Raw genomic sequence first — 14,404 nt, forward strand, 5'->3', positions numbered from 1 at the left:
GAACCGATGAACCTGCAGCAGCTTCTCAAGGACATGGTGGACGCCAAGGCCTCCGACGTGTACATCATCGCGGGCCTGCCGCTCACCTACCAGGTGAGCGGGCGCCAGGTGCGCCTGGGCGACCAGCCCCTCATGCCCGCCGACACCGACGCGCTCGTGCGCGCCATCTACGCCGAGGCGCATCGCTCCATGGCGCCCTTCGACGAGTCGCGCAACCACGACGACGACTTCTCGTTCGCCATCGGCGGCATCGGCCGCTTCCGCGTGAACGTGTTCCGCCAGCGCGGGTCGCTGGCCGCCGTCATCCGCGTCATCCCCTTCACGCTGCCCAACCCGGCCGACTTCAACATCCCCGACGCCGTCATGGACTGCGCCGAGTTCCAGAAGGGCCTCGTGCTGGTGACCGGCCCGGCCGGCGCCGGCAAGTCCACCACCCTGGCGTGCATCATCGATCGCCTCAACAACGAGCGGACGGGCCACATCATCACGATGGAGGATCCCATCGAGTACGTGCATCGCCACGGCAGCTGCATCGTGACCCAGCGCGAGGTGCCCACCGACGTGGCCACCTACGCCGAGGCGCTGCGCTCGGCCATGCGCGAGTCACCCGACGTCATCCTGCTGGGCGAGATGCGCGACCAGGAGACCATCGGCACGGCCGTGACCGCCGCCGAGATGGCGCAGCTGCTGTTCTCGACCCTGCACACCACCGGCGCGGCCAACACCGTCGACCGCATCATCGACGCGTTCCCGGCCAACCAGCAGCGCCAGATCCGCATCCAGCTTTCGATGGTGCTGCAGGCCGTCGTGAGCCAGCAGCTCGTGCCCACCGTGGACGGCGGCGTGGTGCCGGCCTTCGAGATCATGATCGCCAACACCGCCATCCGCAACCTCATCCGCGAGGCCAAGACGCACCAGATGGACTCGGTCATCGCCGCCGGCGCCGCCGAGGGCATGCGCACCATGGACCAGAGCCTGTTCGAGCTGGTGGCCTCCGGGCTGGTCGAGCGCGAGGTGGCCCTCCAGTGCAGCATCCACCAGGAGGCCCTCGCCAAGCGCCTCGACACCGAGGGGCTGTAGGGTTCGACGATACGACGCGAAAGGGAAGGGGTCCTCTTCGGAGGGCCCCTTTTTTCGTGCGAACGGCCCGCTTGAGGCCGTCTTTTCCCTGACCTTCGCAGTCATCTTTAGTGACCTATTTTTGGTATACTTACGCCCCAAGTGGGGTATATTTTAGAGTTAACTCGAACTAAAAGTATACAAACCGGCAACATATGCACATCGCAACGCTCATCGTTCGGTACTTCCCTTGTATTAAGGAAGATGCCGTCGGTACACTGCTGGTACTGGAGAAATCCAGGAATGCGGCTCTTAAGCGGAATGGAGCGCATAACGGTACCCGATTCCGCCGGCCGCGAAATTCTACGATCCTGCGCTACCGCGCCAGACGCCCGAGATTCTGCGCCTTCCCCGGCGAGTTCACATCGTAGACGTTAGGTTAGGAGGCTGCAGTGCAACTCAAGGCATCAACAGACTATGGACTGCGCGCCGTCCTGTATCTGGCCGAGCAGGACACCACCTGCTCTTCCAAGGATATCGCCCACGACATGTCCATACCCCGCGACTATCTGATCCAACTGGCCCAGCTGCTCAGGAACGCCGGCATCATCGAGGCGCGCCCGGGCAAGCACGGGGGCTACCGGCTTGCGCGCGACCCCGAGGACATATCGCTCCTCCAGGTCATCAGCGCCATCGACGAGGACGCCAAGGACACCACGCGCGCCCGCCGCGAGGATCGCAAGAACGCGGCCATGGTGGGCAACGTGAAGAAGGCCTACGACCTGGTCATGGAAAGCTACGACGCCTACCTCGACTCCATCACGCTGGCCATGCTGCTCGACTGCGCGAAGGACGCGGGCCGCGGACGCGAGTACCTGGCCGAGCGCCTGGGCGACGAGTCCAAGCGCCTGCTCATCCCCGAGGCCAAGATAGCCTAGGCGCCCGGCGCCTGGCACGGACGGAAGAGAAGGGGCGGCGCCTCCTGCGGGAGCGCGCCGCCCCTTTGCGTGCGCACGAGGGCCGGGGCCGGGTGCGGGTGGGCCGGGGCGCGGGTGCGCGCGGGCGCGCTACCCCAGCCCGAGCACCTGCATCGCCAGCAGCGCGACGGTGAGCACGGCCACTACGGCCACGGTCGCCCACACGAGCACGCGCGACACCACGCGCGAGCGGTACGCGCCCATGACGCGCTTGTCCGCCGCGATGATGGCCATGAACGCCAGCAGCACCGGCAGGATGATGCCGTTGACGAACTGCGCCGTCAGCATCACCGACAGCAGGTTGATGCCCGGGATGAGCACGACCGCCGCCGAGAACGCGATGACGAACGTGAAGATGCCCTTGAAGGTGGGCGCCTCCTTCCACTTGAAGGACACGCCGGCCTCCCACCCGAAGGCCTCGCAGATGACGAACGCCGTGGTCAGCGGCAGCACGCACGCGGCCAGAAACGACGCCGCCACCAGCCCGATGGCGAACAGCGCCTCGGCGTACTGCCCGGCGAAGGGCGCCAGCGCCCGCGCCGCGTCGGCCGCGCTGTTGATGGCGATGCCCTGGGGGTGCAGCACCGCGCCGGTGGTGACGATGATGAACCACGCCACCAGGCACGCGGCGATGGTGCCCGACACTGCGTCGACCCGCTGCAGCGGCAAGTCCTTGGGCGTGAGGCCCTTCTCCACCACGTTGGATTGCGTGAAGAACATCATCCACGGCGCGATGGTGGTGCCGATCATGGCGATGACGAGCGCGATGAACGCCGGATCGCCGTCTACCTGGGGCACGACGGTGTGCTCGATCGCCTGGCCCCAGTCCGGGTCGGCCAGGAACGCCGCGATGATGTAGGTGACGAACACGAACGATAGCGCCAGGAACACGCCCTGCACGCGCTTGTAGGACCCGCCCACCACCAGCAGCCACACGGCCAGCGCCGCCACGGGCACCGACACGTACTTCGACACGCCGAACATCTCCATGCCGCTGGCGATGCCCGCGAACTCCGAGAACGTGGTGGCCACGTTGCCGATGAGCAGCGCCAGCATGGCGAGCGCCGTCAGGCGGATGCCGAAGCGCTCGCGGATGAGCGCCGCGAACCCCTTGCCGGTGACCGCGCCCATGCGCCCGGCCGTGGTCTCCACCACCGCCAGCAGCACGCACATGATGGGGATGACCCACAGGGTGCCGAACCCGAACTGCGCGCCGGCCGTGGAGTAGGTGGATATGCCGCCGGCGTCGTTGCCGGCCATGGCCGTGACGATGCCCGGCCCCATGGCCGCCAGCACCAGCAGCATCTTGTTGGGCTTTCTCGCCGGAGCGTCCTCGCGCTGGAGCTCGGCCTCGCGGGCCGCCAGGTCGCGCCTGTCCCTTCCGAACCTCATGGCGACCGCCCGCTAGTCGGAGAACCCGTGGAAGCCGGTGGCGTCCAGTATCTGCAGCAGCACGAGTGTGTACAGGGCCAGCACCAGGATGCCGGCCATCACGATGCCGAGCACCTTGCCCACGGTGGCGCGCGTTCTCTCGCCGGACACGTCGTCCTCGATGGCGTCCCAGGCGTCGTCGACGGTGACGATGCCCAGCAGGGCGCCGCGCTCGTCCACCACGGGCATGGCGGGGATGTCGTACTTGAAGATGTCGGCGGCCACGTCCTCCTCGGTCTCGGCCGGGGTGACGCTGATGACGTCGTCGTACATCACGTCGCCGATGACGCGGCTGTCCTCGGTCAGCACCAGCGTGCGCAGCGACACCACGCCCACCAGCTTGCCGTAGTCGTCGGTGACGTAGACGTAGTGGACGGTGGGGTGGTCGTCGTCCAGCTCGCGCAGCACCTCGATGGTCTCGCCGACCGTCTTGTCGCGCTCGACGGCGACGAACTGGGTGGTCATCATGCCGCCCGCGGTGCCGTCCTTGTAGCCGAGCAGCCGGCGGATCTCGGCCGCGTCCTCGACGCCCATCAGGCGCAGGAGCGTCTCGGCCTTCTCGTAGGGCAGGTCGCGCACGATGTCGGCGGCGTCGTCCGGGTCCATGTCGCCGATGAGGCGCGCGGCGCGCACGTCGTCCAAATCGTCGATGAACTCGGCCTGGTACTCGTCCTCCATCTCGGATATAGCCTCGGTGGCCTGGGCGTCGTCCAGGTGCTCGAACACGGCGGCGCGCTGCTGCGGGTCGAGCTGCTCCAGGATGTCGGCCACGTCGGCGGGATGCAGCTCGTCCAGGCGCCGGTGGGTCACCGACAGCTGCACCTCGGACAGGTCGCGGTCGAGCAGGTCCATGTAGTTCCACGCGATGATCTGCTCGTCGATCTTGTGGTTGACGGCGCGGCCCACGGCCACCGCCGCCTTCTCCACCCAGGGGTGCAGGCCGCGCAGGATGCCGCGCATGCCCACCTCGGCGCCGAGCAGGCGCAGCTGGGTGCCCGACTGCGACAGCTTGAGGTCGTTCACGCGCACGACCTTCATGCCCTGGGTGTCCACGATCTGGCGGTTGAGCAGGTCGCGGGCCAGCAGCACCTCGTCGGGCTGCAGGTAGCTGAAGCGGATGTCATGGGCCGGCACGGCCAGCGTGATGCCGTCCTCGTCGAACAGGTCGACGTACTTGCGCCAGGAGATCATGAACGGCACCTTCCCCGGCCCCTGGAAGGCCAGGCTGGTGATGCGCGGAAAGACCTCGCCCGTGGATATGGCCAGGTCGGATATGGTGCCGATCTTCTCACCCGTGGCGTCGACCACGGGCTTGCCCAGCATTTGCGATAGATAGAGCATAGGCGTATCCCTTACGTCGTCGCGCATCGCGCGTCCGCGGGGACGGGGCGGCGGTCACGCGCGGGGCGTGGCGGGCCGGAGGGTCAGTTGTGCATGCGGGCGCAGATTCGATGCGTCACAGCCGTCTTCCGGCTGCCGACGCAGGGAGGGGAGCCGGAAGGTTACATACTGTGAGGTTTCGATTTTCGAACCTTCAAGTACGTTCCTTTCCCTAGACAACAAAAAACCGCACGTGCTGTTGCCAGTCGTTGCGGATCTCAGGTGCTGAAGTGGTGCGCCGTGAGGGATTCGAACCCCCGACGTACTGATTCGTAGTCAGTCCCTCTATCCAGCTGAGGTAACGGCGCACATCCGAACAGCGAAGCCTATTTAACCATGGCCCCCCGGGGCTGTCAATGAGAATTTCCCGAAACTCGGAAAGTTTTGCCGCGGGCCGCGGAGGCCCTTCGGCGGGTCGGCGGGCAGGGTATCATAGGCGGACGATAGACGAGAAGGGAACCCCCGCATGGCCGATCTCACGCCCATCAGCATCGCCAACCCCCAGTCGCCCGAGGCGGGCCGCCCCGCGGCCTACGACCCCACGCTGGACGTCGACACGCGCGCCTTCGACGCGAGCATCGACGCTGACGAGGCTCTTCCCATCGACGAGGAGGAGGCCCGCAAGGTCGCCCTGTTCGGGCGGTTCCACAGCGTGAACGCCATCCCGGCCGAGCAGTACGAGCGCTACGACGTGAAGCGCGGCCTGCGCAACGCCGACGGCACCGGCGTCATCGTGGGCATGACCAACATATCCAACGTCCACGGCTACACGGTGTCCGACGACGGCCGCAAGATAGCCGACGACGGCTCGCTGCTGCTGCGCGGCTACGAGCTGTACGACCTGCTCGGCGACGTGTCGCCCGCGCGCCGCTTCGCCTACGAGGAGGTGGCCTACCTGCTGCTGATGGGCGAGCTGCCCACCCAGGCCCAGCTCGACCGCTTCGTGGAGGTCGTCGACTCGCAGCGCGAGCTGCCCGACGGCTTCACCGCGTCGATGCTCATGCGCCACACGCCGCCCGACATCATGAACGTGCTGGCGCGCTCGGTGCTGCAGCTCTACGCCTACGACGACTTCGCCGAGGACCGCTCGCCCGAGCACGAGATCCACACCGCGCTGTCGCTCATATCGCGGCTGCCGCGCATCATGGTGCTCACCTACTACTCCAAGCGCGCCCGCTACGAGCACGAGTCCATGATCATGCACCGCTTCATCCCCGGTCAGTCCACGGCCGAGACCATCCTCTCCATGCTGCGCCCCGACCGGCAGTTCACGCCGGAGGAGGCGCGGATGCTCGACATCATGCTGTGCCTGCACGCCGAGCACGGCGGCGGCAACAACTCCACGTTCACCGCGCGCGTGCTGACCTCGTCCGACACCGACCCGTATTCCACCTACGCGGGGGCCATCGGGTCGCTCAAGGGCCACCGCCACGGCGGCGCGAACCACCAGGTGCTGGGGATGCAGGCCGAGCTCAAGGCCGCCGTGGGCAACTGGGAGGACGACGACGAGGTGGCCGACTACCTGGCGCGCATCGTCAACAAGCAGGCCTACGACAAGACGGGCCTGGTCTACGGCATGGGGCACGCGGTGTACACGCTGTCCGATCCGCGCGCGGTCATCTGCAAGCGCTTCGCCGAGGAGCTTGCCCGCGGCACCGAGTTCGAGGCGGAGTTCAACCTGCTGCAGTCCATCGAGCGCCTGGCCCCCGAGGTCATCCTGCGTGAGAAGGGCACCAAGAAGGACATGTGCGCCAACGTGGACATGTACTCGGGCTTCGTGTACTCGATGATGGGCATCCCGCAAGACCTGTTCACACCGCTGTTCGCCTGCGCGCGTCTGGCCGGCTGGGCCGCGCACCGCTTCGAGGAAATCGGCTCGGGCAAGCGCATCATCCGCCCCGCCTACAAGACGGCCCGCCCCGGCCGTCGCGACTACCTGCCCATCGCCGACCGCTAGGCGCTCGTCGCGCGCGGCGGATGTGGCGGGCGGTCGTTTGGGCGCCCGTGGACACTTTTTCGGGTCGGCGTGGCAATCCATGGAGGTTTGGCATACTCGGAGGTGCGCTTTTCGGGGAGCGCAAGCGGTTTAGCGTGCAAAATCCCAGGTCGCGTTTTCCTCGGTTCGGCCGCTGCGGCGCGGGCGGGCGGTAAGGGTATGCCAAACCTCGATGGATTGCCATTCGAGGGGCGAATTCGCGGAAATGGACCCTCTGGTACGACGCGTCGGGCGCGCGGGTTGGTAGAGTGCGCGCAAAACGGGGCGCGGGCGCGTGGGCGTCGCGCCGGGACGAGGAGGGCGTGATGGACGAGACGAGGCGGCCGCCGGCGCCGCGCGGGCGGATGCGCATGCTGACCGACGAGGTGCTGGACGGGTTCGAGCTGGGGCAGATGCGCTGCCTGTCGTGCAGCGGCTACGGCAACTGCGGCTACAAGAGCTACTTCCTGAATCCGGCCGAGGGCGGCGTGGCGTCGGTGTGCATGCGCCGGCGCAAGCAGCTCCAGTGTCGCCGCGACGGCATCGAGTACAGCGACGACCTGCTGGCCGAGACGCTGTAGCGCCCCACGGCAAGAGCCCTCCCGGGGTGCCGCGGCCCTTCCCCGATAGGGCCCCACGGCCTCTGGTGCAGGCAGGCCCCCGTCCTCCTTCGGGAGGGCGGGGGCCATCAGCTTCTGGCGGAGGTAGTAGGATTTGAACCCACGAGACCTTGCGGCCTAACAGTTTTCAAGACTGCCGCCTTCAACCACTCGGCCATACCTCCGGGTAGGCAGCCGGCGCCTCGGCGTCGGCACGGCGGGCGCGGCGTGGCGCGGGCCGCCCGTCAGGGCGGACCGCCCGGCGCTCCCTCGGCGCGGCGGGCTCCCGACCAGCGGGAGGGCCGGCTGCGCGGGGCGCCCATCCGCGGGTAAGGATACCATAGTTTCGCGGGGCGGCCGGATGCCCGCGCGGGCGCATCTCCTATAATGGTCGCCATGACTGACGAGGACTACATGCAGCTGGCCATCGACGAGGCCCGCGCCGCCGGCGAAGCGGGCGAGGTGCCCATCGGCGCGGTGGTGGTGTACCAGCCCATCGACCGCGGAACGCGGCGTCCCCTGGCCGAGCCTCGGGTGATCGCTCGCGCCCACAACCGCCGCGAGACCGATCGCGACCCGGCCGGCCATGCGGAGTTCCTGGCCATGGAGGAGGCATCCCGCGTGCTGGACGCGTGGCGCCTGACCGACTGCACCGTCTACGTCACGCTGGAGCCCTGCATCATGTGCGCCGGGCTCATGCACCAGGCGCGCGTCAGCCGCTGCGTCTACGGTGCGCCCGACCAGAAGGCCGGCGCGCTGGGCACCCTGTATGCCATCCACCAGGATGAGCGGCTGAACCACCAGTTCTCGGTGACGCCCGGCGTGCGCCAGGAGGAATGCGCCGCGCTGCTGAGGGACTTCTTCGCGAGCAGGAGAAAGAAGTGAGCGACCAGGCCATGAGGGTAGACATGATAGGCGCCGCCCGCGACGCCCAGTGGAACGCGCTGACGTTTCTGGGCCCGGGCAGCGTGCGCGTGATGGCGCCGGCCAAGGTGAACCTGTTCCTGGCGGTGGGGGATCGTCGCGCCGACGGGCGCCACGACGTGACCACCGTGATGCATGCCCTGGCGCTGCACGACGTGCTGCATGTGCAGGTGCGCGCCGTCGACGAGGTGCTGGCGCCCGACGAGCTGCCCGAGGACGGGGGCGCGCAGGCCGCGGCCCCCGCCGCGCCGGACGGCGCTGCCGGCGCGAATCGGCTGCCCACCGAGCACGTCATCGTGCCCGAGCCCGCCTATCGGCTGCCCGCCCACATCGCCATCGGCGGCCCGGCGCGCAACCTGCGCGTCAGCATCGACGTGGCGGACAAGGGCACGGGCGACGCCCTCAGCATCCCCGCGCGCGACAACATCGTGTTCAAGGCGGCCGACGTGCTGGCCCGCGTCCTGGGCTTCGAGGAGCGGTGCGCCATCGACGTGCGGCTGGAGAAGTCCATCCCGCACCAGGCCGGCCTGGGCGGCGGGTCGTCCGACGCGGCGGCCCTGCTGCTGGCGCTGGCGAAGGCGTGGAGCTGGCCGGCCGACGACCCGCGGCTCGAGATAGCCGCGACGGTGCTCGGCGCGGACGTGGCGTTCTTCCTGCACGGCGGCTGCGCGCTCCTGGACGGGGAGGGCGAGCATCTGGTGCGGACGATGCCGCCTTTGCACCAGTCCGTCGTGGTGGTGAAGCCGCCCGTGGGCGTGCCGACCGGTGCGGCCTACGCGGCCTTCGACGAGGCACCCGTGCCCGTCGACCCGGCGCTGCTGCGCGCCGTCGAGGACGCGCCGGACGCCGCCGCGATGCCCCTGGTCAACAACCTGGCGCCGGCGGCCGAGGCCCTGGTGCCCGAGCTCGCCGAGGCGCGGGCGTGGGCACTCGCCCAGCCGGGCGCGCGGGACGTCCTGCTCTGCGGCAGCGGGGCTGCCACCTTCGCGGTGATGGACGGCTTCGACGCCGCCGTGCGCGCCGCCGCCGAGGCCCAGCGCCGCGGCTGGTGGGCACGCGCCACCACCTTCTCGGGGGTGCGCGCCGCGCTGCTGCCGTCGTAGGGACATTACCGCGTTCGTCAACGTTTTGCGAACTCGGCCGCGCGCGGGCGCCCGATGCGGGCCCGTCGCGGTAGACTGGTCGGGAAGCCGAGGTCGAGGAGGGCCCCATGGTCGTAGGAATCATCATCGCCGTCATCGTCATCATCGTGGTGGCGGTCGTCGCGCTGTACAACAATCTGGTCAAGCTGCGCAACCGCGTGGACAACGCGTGGGCGCAGGTCGACGTCCAGATGCAGCGCCGCCAGGACCTCATCCCCAACCTCGTCGAGACGGTCAAGGGCTACGCCGCGCACGAGTCGGGCACGCTTTCCGCGGTCACCGAGGCGCGCGCCGCCGTGACCCAGGCCGCCACGCCCCAGGCCAAGATGGCGGCCGAGAACGCGCTGACCGGCGCGCTCAAGAGCCTGTTCGCCGTGGCCGAGGCGTACCCCGACCTCAAGGCGAACGCCAACTTCCAGCAGCTCCAGGCGCAGCTCGCCGACACCGAGGACAAGATCAGCTACATGCGCCAGAGCTACAACGACACGGTGATGGCCTACAACACGGCCATCCAGACCTTCCCGGCCGTCCTGCTGGCCGGCGCCTTCGGCTTCACGGCGCGGCCGAGCTTCGACGCGGCCGCCGGCGCCGAGGTGGCGCCGCAGGTGCAGTTCTAGCGGGGAAGGCGGCCGTCGCGCGGCGCCTGCGGGCGTGGCGCGGCGAGGAGGACGCGGGGCGCGCGGGCGCCCGCGGCATGAGAGGAAGGCGGTGATCCCATGGGCTTGGTAGCGCGGCTCTCGCGCGTGGTTCCGCTGGTCATCGCGCTGGCCGTCGTCGCGGCCGTCATCTACCTGGTGGTCACCTACCGCCATTCGCCGGCGCGCGCCAAGGAGGTGCTCATCCGGGTGTTCACGTGGATCACGGGCATCCTGTCGGCGTTCTTCGGGCTGGTGACGCTCTATGCGCTGCTCGAGCGCAACGACGGCGTCATCGACCTGGGCGCGAGCTTTCTGGTGGTGGCGCTGATCGGCCTGGCCGTCACCCGCTGGTGCAACCACGTCTTCCTGAAGAATCACCCCAGCTACAAGAAGAAGCCCGTCCGCGCCACCGTCAAGCGCCGCTGGCCCTGGCAGAGGTAGGACGGCTCGAATCCCCGCAGGGGTTGGGCGGTTGATGGAAACAAAAAGACCCCCGGAATCGGGGGTCTGCTTTTACTGGCGGAGAAGCGGGGATTCGAACCCCGGAAGCCCTTGTGGGGCTTACTCACTTAGCAGGCGAGCACCTTCGGCCTCTCGGTCACTTCTCCAATAGCAAGAATGAATCATACCCGACTTGGACGCCCCGCGCAACGGCCATCTTCGCGGCTGACCCCGCTTCCGGAACGTACAGTATAATGGTGAGAATTTCACCGATGACCGGGCCTGCCGCCAGCGCTCGCCGCGCCGCGCGGGCCCTCGCGAAGGAGATCCCGTGGCCCCACGTTGCCAGCTTCGCCCCTCTGCCGTGCCTGTGGCGGTGTTCGCCGCCCTCGTCCTGGTGGCTGCCCTCTCGCTGGTGGCGCTGCCGTCCTTCGTCCCGTCCTTGGGCGCCGGCATCGCCGAGGCCAAGTCCTACGAGTGCCCGCGGGTGGACACCACAGCCCAGGCGCAGACGGACGGGTCGCTGCACGTGGTGGAGCAGCGCAGCTTCGACTTCGACGGCTCCTTCACTGCCGTGTGGTGGACGTTCGAGGACCTGCCCACCAACGCGGAGGTGCAGGTCAACGGCATGCGCATGGCGCAGGTTGACGGCGAGGGCAACGTGGTGGGCGATTGGGTGCCGCTGCAGGAGGTCACCTTCCAGCTGGCCTGGCGTGACGCCGGCGGCCCGGGCATCGACGCGTGGTCATTCGACGAGCCGCAGGACACCGTGTACGCGTTCTTCGATGTGGAGGACGCGCAGATGATCTTCGAGCTGGACTACGTGGTGGTGAACGGCGTGCAGGCCTACGAGGACGTGGCCGAGGTGTACTGGAAGTACGTGCCCGAGGGCTGGGCGGTGGACTCGCGCGACGTGAGCGTCACCATCGCGCTGCCGCTGCCGGCCGATGCGGTGGTGGGTGCCCCCGGCAACGAGGCCGGCAGCTGGGCCGAGGGCACGAGTCCTCAGGCCGGCGCCGGCGACGTGCGCGCCTGGGGTCACGGCCCGCTCGACGGCGTGGTGTCGGTGAACGCCGACGGCACCGTGTCCTACGAGGTGCCGCTCGTGCGCGCCGGGCAGTTCGCCGAGGCGCGCGTGGTGTTCCCCTCCGAGTGGCTCACCAACCTGCCCGCCGACGCGCGCCGCGCCCACCAGGGCGTCTTCAGGCTGGAGACGGTGCTTTCCCAGGAGCAGACCTGGGCCGACCAGGCCAACGCCCAGCGCGCCCGCGCGCTCGCCCTCATCGTGGGGGTGGCCGTCGCCTGCGCGGTGCTGCTGCTGGCGGCCATCGCGCTGTTTCTGCGCTACGGCCGCGAGTATAAGCCCGACTTCACCGACGAGTACTGGCGCGACGTGCCCGCGCGCGACCTGCAGCCGGCCGTGATCGGCCGCCTGTGGCGCTGGAACCGCGAGAGTCCCGACGACTTCACGGCCACGCTCATGCACCTGGCCCACGTGGGGGCCGTGCGCATCGACAAGGGCCAGTACCTCGACCTGAAGGGGCGCCTCGTCGACGACTACTACCTGACCATCGACTACGCGGTGGCCGACCGGCTGACCGACCCGGTGGACACGGCGACGCTGTCGCTGCTGTTCCGGCGCGTCGCGGAGGGTCGCCCGTCGCTGTGGCTGGGGTCGATCCGCGAGTACGGCCGCAAGCACCCCGAGGACTTCGTCCTCGCCATGAAGACGTGGCAGGCCACGCTCGACGAGCAGGTGGGCGCCCACGACTTCTTCGAGCGACGCAGCAAGCGCCTGGCGACGGCCATGGGCATGGCGGCCTTCCTGGTCATTTTCGCCGGGGTCTTCCTGGGCGTGGCGACCGAGAACTTCATCCCGCCCATCCTGATGGTGCCCACGGGAATCGCGCTGCTGGTCATCGCCAACTACATGCCGCGGCGCACGCGCCTCGGCAACGACCTGACGGCACGCTGCAAGGCCCTGCGCAACTGGCTGCGCGACTTCTCGAGCCTGGACGAGCGGCCCCCGACTGACGTTAAGGTGTGGGGCGAGTTCATGGTCTACGCCTACCTGTTCGGCGTGGCCGAGCGCGTGATGAGCGAGCTGCGCGACACGGTGCCCGAGGTGTTCGAGCCGGACGCCGGCACCGGCATGAGCGGCTACGTGCCGTGGTACGTGTGGTACTCCGCCGGGCGCGGGGTGGGCGGCTCGCCCATGCCGAGCGTGTCCGACCTGATGCAGACGGCGGTGTCCAACACGCTGTCCTCCGCCCAGATGGCGATCTCGGCCTCGAGCGGCGGGTCGTCGGGCGGCGGGTTCGGCGGCGGCTTCTCCGGCGGCGGGGGCGGCGGCTTCGGCGGAGGCGGTGGCGCGCGCTAGGGGAGCGCCCCGCCTGCGCGCGGCCCGTCCGCCGCGCCGTGCCCGCCCGCCGCGCTCTGCCTGCGCCCGCCCGCGCCCGTCCCGCCCGCCGCGCCTGCCCCACCCGCCGCGTGTCAGGGGAGCGCCCCGCCTGCGCGCGGCCCGTCCGTCCGCCGCGCTCCGCCCGCCCGCGCGCGGCCCGTCCGCCGCGCTCTGCCTGCACCCGCCGCGTCGCGCCCGCGCAGTTTTCGCGGCATCTGCAAATTCGGCCGGTTTTGCACTGCGCAACGCGCCGGGATCAGCGCGTCCAAGGGGACGCCGCTTGCGTTTGCCCAGGTCGCCGAAAACGCCGGCTCCCGTGAGCGCCTCCAGAGCGGCAAGTCCCAGTGCAAAACCGACCGAATTTGCAATCTGACGCCTTTTTTCGAAGGTCTCGCTTGCCGCCTAGGTGCTTCCCGCGCACTCCTGCGTCTATAATGCTGCCCCATGACCCCGTCGCGCGACATACCCGTCTTCGCCTACAAGCTGCTGATCGTCCTGGCCACCGTCATCTGGGGCCTGAGCTTCGTGGTGATGAAGGACGCCGTGGACGTGATGGAGCCTGCGTGGCTCATCGGCGTGCGCTTCCTCATAACGGCAGCGCTGCTCACCGCGGTGCTGTGGCGCCACGTGCGCCCGGCGCTCACCCGCCGCCAGCTGGCGTGCGGCGGCATCCTCGGGCTGTTGCTGTTCCTGGCCTACTGGACGCAGACCATCGGGCTCGCCTTCACCACGCCGGGGAAGAACGCGTTTCTCACGGCCACCTACTGCGTGATGGTGCCGTTCATGTTCTGGGCCGCCGCGGGCAAGCGCCCGACAGCGTTCAACCTGGCGGCGGCCGTGCTGTGCGTGACCGGCATGGGGCTGGTGTCGCTGGCGCCGGGCACCCAGGCGGTGGAGTTCGGCGACGTGATGACGCTGGTGTGCGCCGTGTTCTTCGGCCTGCACATCGTGTGCGTGAGCCGCTTCTCGCAGGGCTGCGACGTGCTGGCCATCACCGTGTTCCAGTTCTGGGTGATGGGCGTCTGCGGCGTCGTCGTCGGCGCGCTGACCGAGGCGCCTCCCAACGCCGCGGCCGTGAGCCCCGAGTTCCTGTTCAACATGGCCTACCTCATCGTGCTGGCGTCGTGCGTGGCGCTGGTCATCCAGAACGTGGCGCTGGCCCACGTGCCGCCGGCCCAGGCGTCGCTGCTGTTGTCGCTGGAGGCCGTGTTCGGTGTGCTGTTCTCGGTGCTGCTCTACGGCGAGGTGCTGACGCTGCGCCTGGCGGGCGGCTTCGCGCTCATCTTCGCCGCCGTCGTCCTGAGCGAGGCGTTCCCGCTCAGGGGCCGGCGTCAACAGCCCGAAGACATACCGGCCGCCGCGGCTGCCGCCGACGCGCTGATGGGCGACAATGAGGCCGCCGGTGATTTGGAAGAGGTCCTGGAAGGAAGGAACTGA

Annotated in this window: 12 protein-coding genes and 3 tRNA genes; 10 read left to right on the forward strand and 5 right to left on the reverse strand. The window is 69.1% G+C overall.

Annotated features, from left to right (window positions below; translation table 11 throughout):
* Window positions 1-6: 6 nt before the first annotated feature.
* Window positions 7-1,080 (forward strand): type IV pilus twitching motility protein PilT, encoded by a 1,074-nt coding sequence (locus LPT13_RS01340; RefSeq protein WP_242162742.1) that lies wholly within the window; start codon window positions 7-9, stop codon window positions 1,078-1,080.
* Between the two features lie 431 nt (window positions 1,081-1,511).
* A complete protein-coding gene (locus tag LPT13_RS01345) occupies window positions 1,512-1,997 on the forward strand; it encodes an RrF2 family transcriptional regulator (protein ID WP_242162744.1) in 486 nt (161 codons plus the stop codon).
* Between the two features lie 129 nt (window positions 1,998-2,126).
* Here the strand turns inward: LPT13_RS01345 and LPT13_RS01350 are convergent, their stop codons facing one another.
* The 3 genes from LPT13_RS01350 to LPT13_RS01360 all read right to left on the reverse strand — a co-directional run bounded on the left by LPT13_RS01350 (window position 2,127) and on the right by LPT13_RS01360 (window position 5,155).
* Window positions 2,127-3,428, reverse strand: coding sequence for an Nramp family divalent metal transporter (locus LPT13_RS01350; protein WP_242162746.1), 1,302 nt, complete (start codon window positions 3,426-3,428; stop codon window positions 2,127-2,129).
* A 12-nt stretch (window positions 3,429-3,440) separates the two neighbouring features.
* A complete protein-coding gene (locus tag LPT13_RS01355) occupies window positions 3,441-4,808 on the reverse strand; it encodes a magnesium transporter (protein ID WP_242162748.1) in 1,368 nt (455 codons plus the stop codon).
* A 270-nt stretch (window positions 4,809-5,078) separates the two neighbouring features.
* A tRNA-Arg gene (locus LPT13_RS01360) sits at window positions 5,079-5,155 on the reverse strand.
* A 158-nt stretch (window positions 5,156-5,313) separates the two neighbouring features.
* On the opposite strand from LPT13_RS01360, the gene LPT13_RS01365 reads away from it, so the two are divergent.
* Window positions 5,314-6,804 carry a citrate/2-methylcitrate synthase gene (locus LPT13_RS01365; protein ID WP_242162750.1) on the forward strand — a complete coding sequence of 497 codons (1,491 nt, stop codon included), beginning with the start codon at window positions 5,314-5,316 and terminating at the stop codon, window positions 6,802-6,804.
* A gap of 344 nt (window positions 6,805-7,148) precedes the next feature.
* On the forward strand, window positions 7,149-7,403 hold the full coding sequence (locus LPT13_RS01370) for a hypothetical protein (RefSeq protein WP_242162751.1): 255 nt from the start codon (window positions 7,149-7,151) through the stop codon (window positions 7,401-7,403).
* A gap of 115 nt (window positions 7,404-7,518) precedes the next feature.
* On the opposite strand, the gene LPT13_RS01375 is transcribed toward LPT13_RS01370, so the two are convergent.
* A tRNA-Ser gene (locus LPT13_RS01375) sits at window positions 7,519-7,606 on the reverse strand.
* A 211-nt stretch (window positions 7,607-7,817) separates the two neighbouring features.
* Here LPT13_RS01375 and LPT13_RS01380 point away from each other — a divergent pair.
* The 4 genes from LPT13_RS01380 to LPT13_RS01395 all read left to right on the forward strand — a co-directional run bounded on the left by LPT13_RS01380 (window position 7,818) and on the right by LPT13_RS01395 (window position 10,566).
* Window positions 7,818-8,306, forward strand: coding sequence for a nucleoside deaminase (locus LPT13_RS01380; protein ID WP_242162753.1), 489 nt, complete (start codon window positions 7,818-7,820; stop codon window positions 8,304-8,306).
* An 11-nt stretch (window positions 8,307-8,317) separates the two neighbouring features.
* Window positions 8,318-9,448, forward strand: a complete 1,131-nt coding sequence (locus LPT13_RS01385; protein ID WP_242162755.1) for a 4-(cytidine 5'-diphospho)-2-C-methyl-D-erythritol kinase — start codon at window positions 8,318-8,320, stop codon at window positions 9,446-9,448.
* A 107-nt stretch (window positions 9,449-9,555) separates the two neighbouring features.
* On the forward strand, window positions 9,556-10,104 hold the full coding sequence (locus LPT13_RS01390; protein WP_242162757.1) for a LemA family protein: 549 nt from the start codon (window positions 9,556-9,558) through the stop codon (window positions 10,102-10,104).
* Window positions 10,105-10,203: 99 nt separating this feature from the next.
* Window positions 10,204-10,566, forward strand: coding sequence for a guanylate cyclase (locus LPT13_RS01395; protein ID WP_242162759.1), 363 nt, complete (start codon window positions 10,204-10,206; stop codon window positions 10,564-10,566).
* Between the two features lie 76 nt (window positions 10,567-10,642).
* Here the strand turns inward: LPT13_RS01395 and LPT13_RS01400 are convergent.
* Window positions 10,643-10,733: transfer RNA gene (locus LPT13_RS01400), tRNA-Ser, on the reverse strand.
* Between the two features lie 164 nt (window positions 10,734-10,897).
* On the opposite strand from LPT13_RS01400, the gene LPT13_RS01405 reads away from it, so the two are divergent.
* Complete coding sequence (locus LPT13_RS01405; RefSeq protein WP_242162760.1) at window positions 10,898-12,946, forward strand: DUF2207 family protein; 2,049 nt, start codon at window positions 10,898-10,900, stop codon at window positions 12,944-12,946.
* 465 nt (window positions 12,947-13,411) lie between these two features.
* Window positions 13,412-14,404: a DMT family transporter gene (locus LPT13_RS01410; RefSeq protein ID WP_242162762.1), complete on the forward strand. Its 993-nt coding sequence runs from the start codon at window positions 13,412-13,414 to the stop codon at window positions 14,402-14,404.

This window comes from Adlercreutzia faecimuris (genome assembly GCF_022669055.1).
GTDB lineage: Bacteria > Actinomycetota > Coriobacteriia > Coriobacteriales > Eggerthellaceae > Enterorhabdus > Enterorhabdus faecimuris.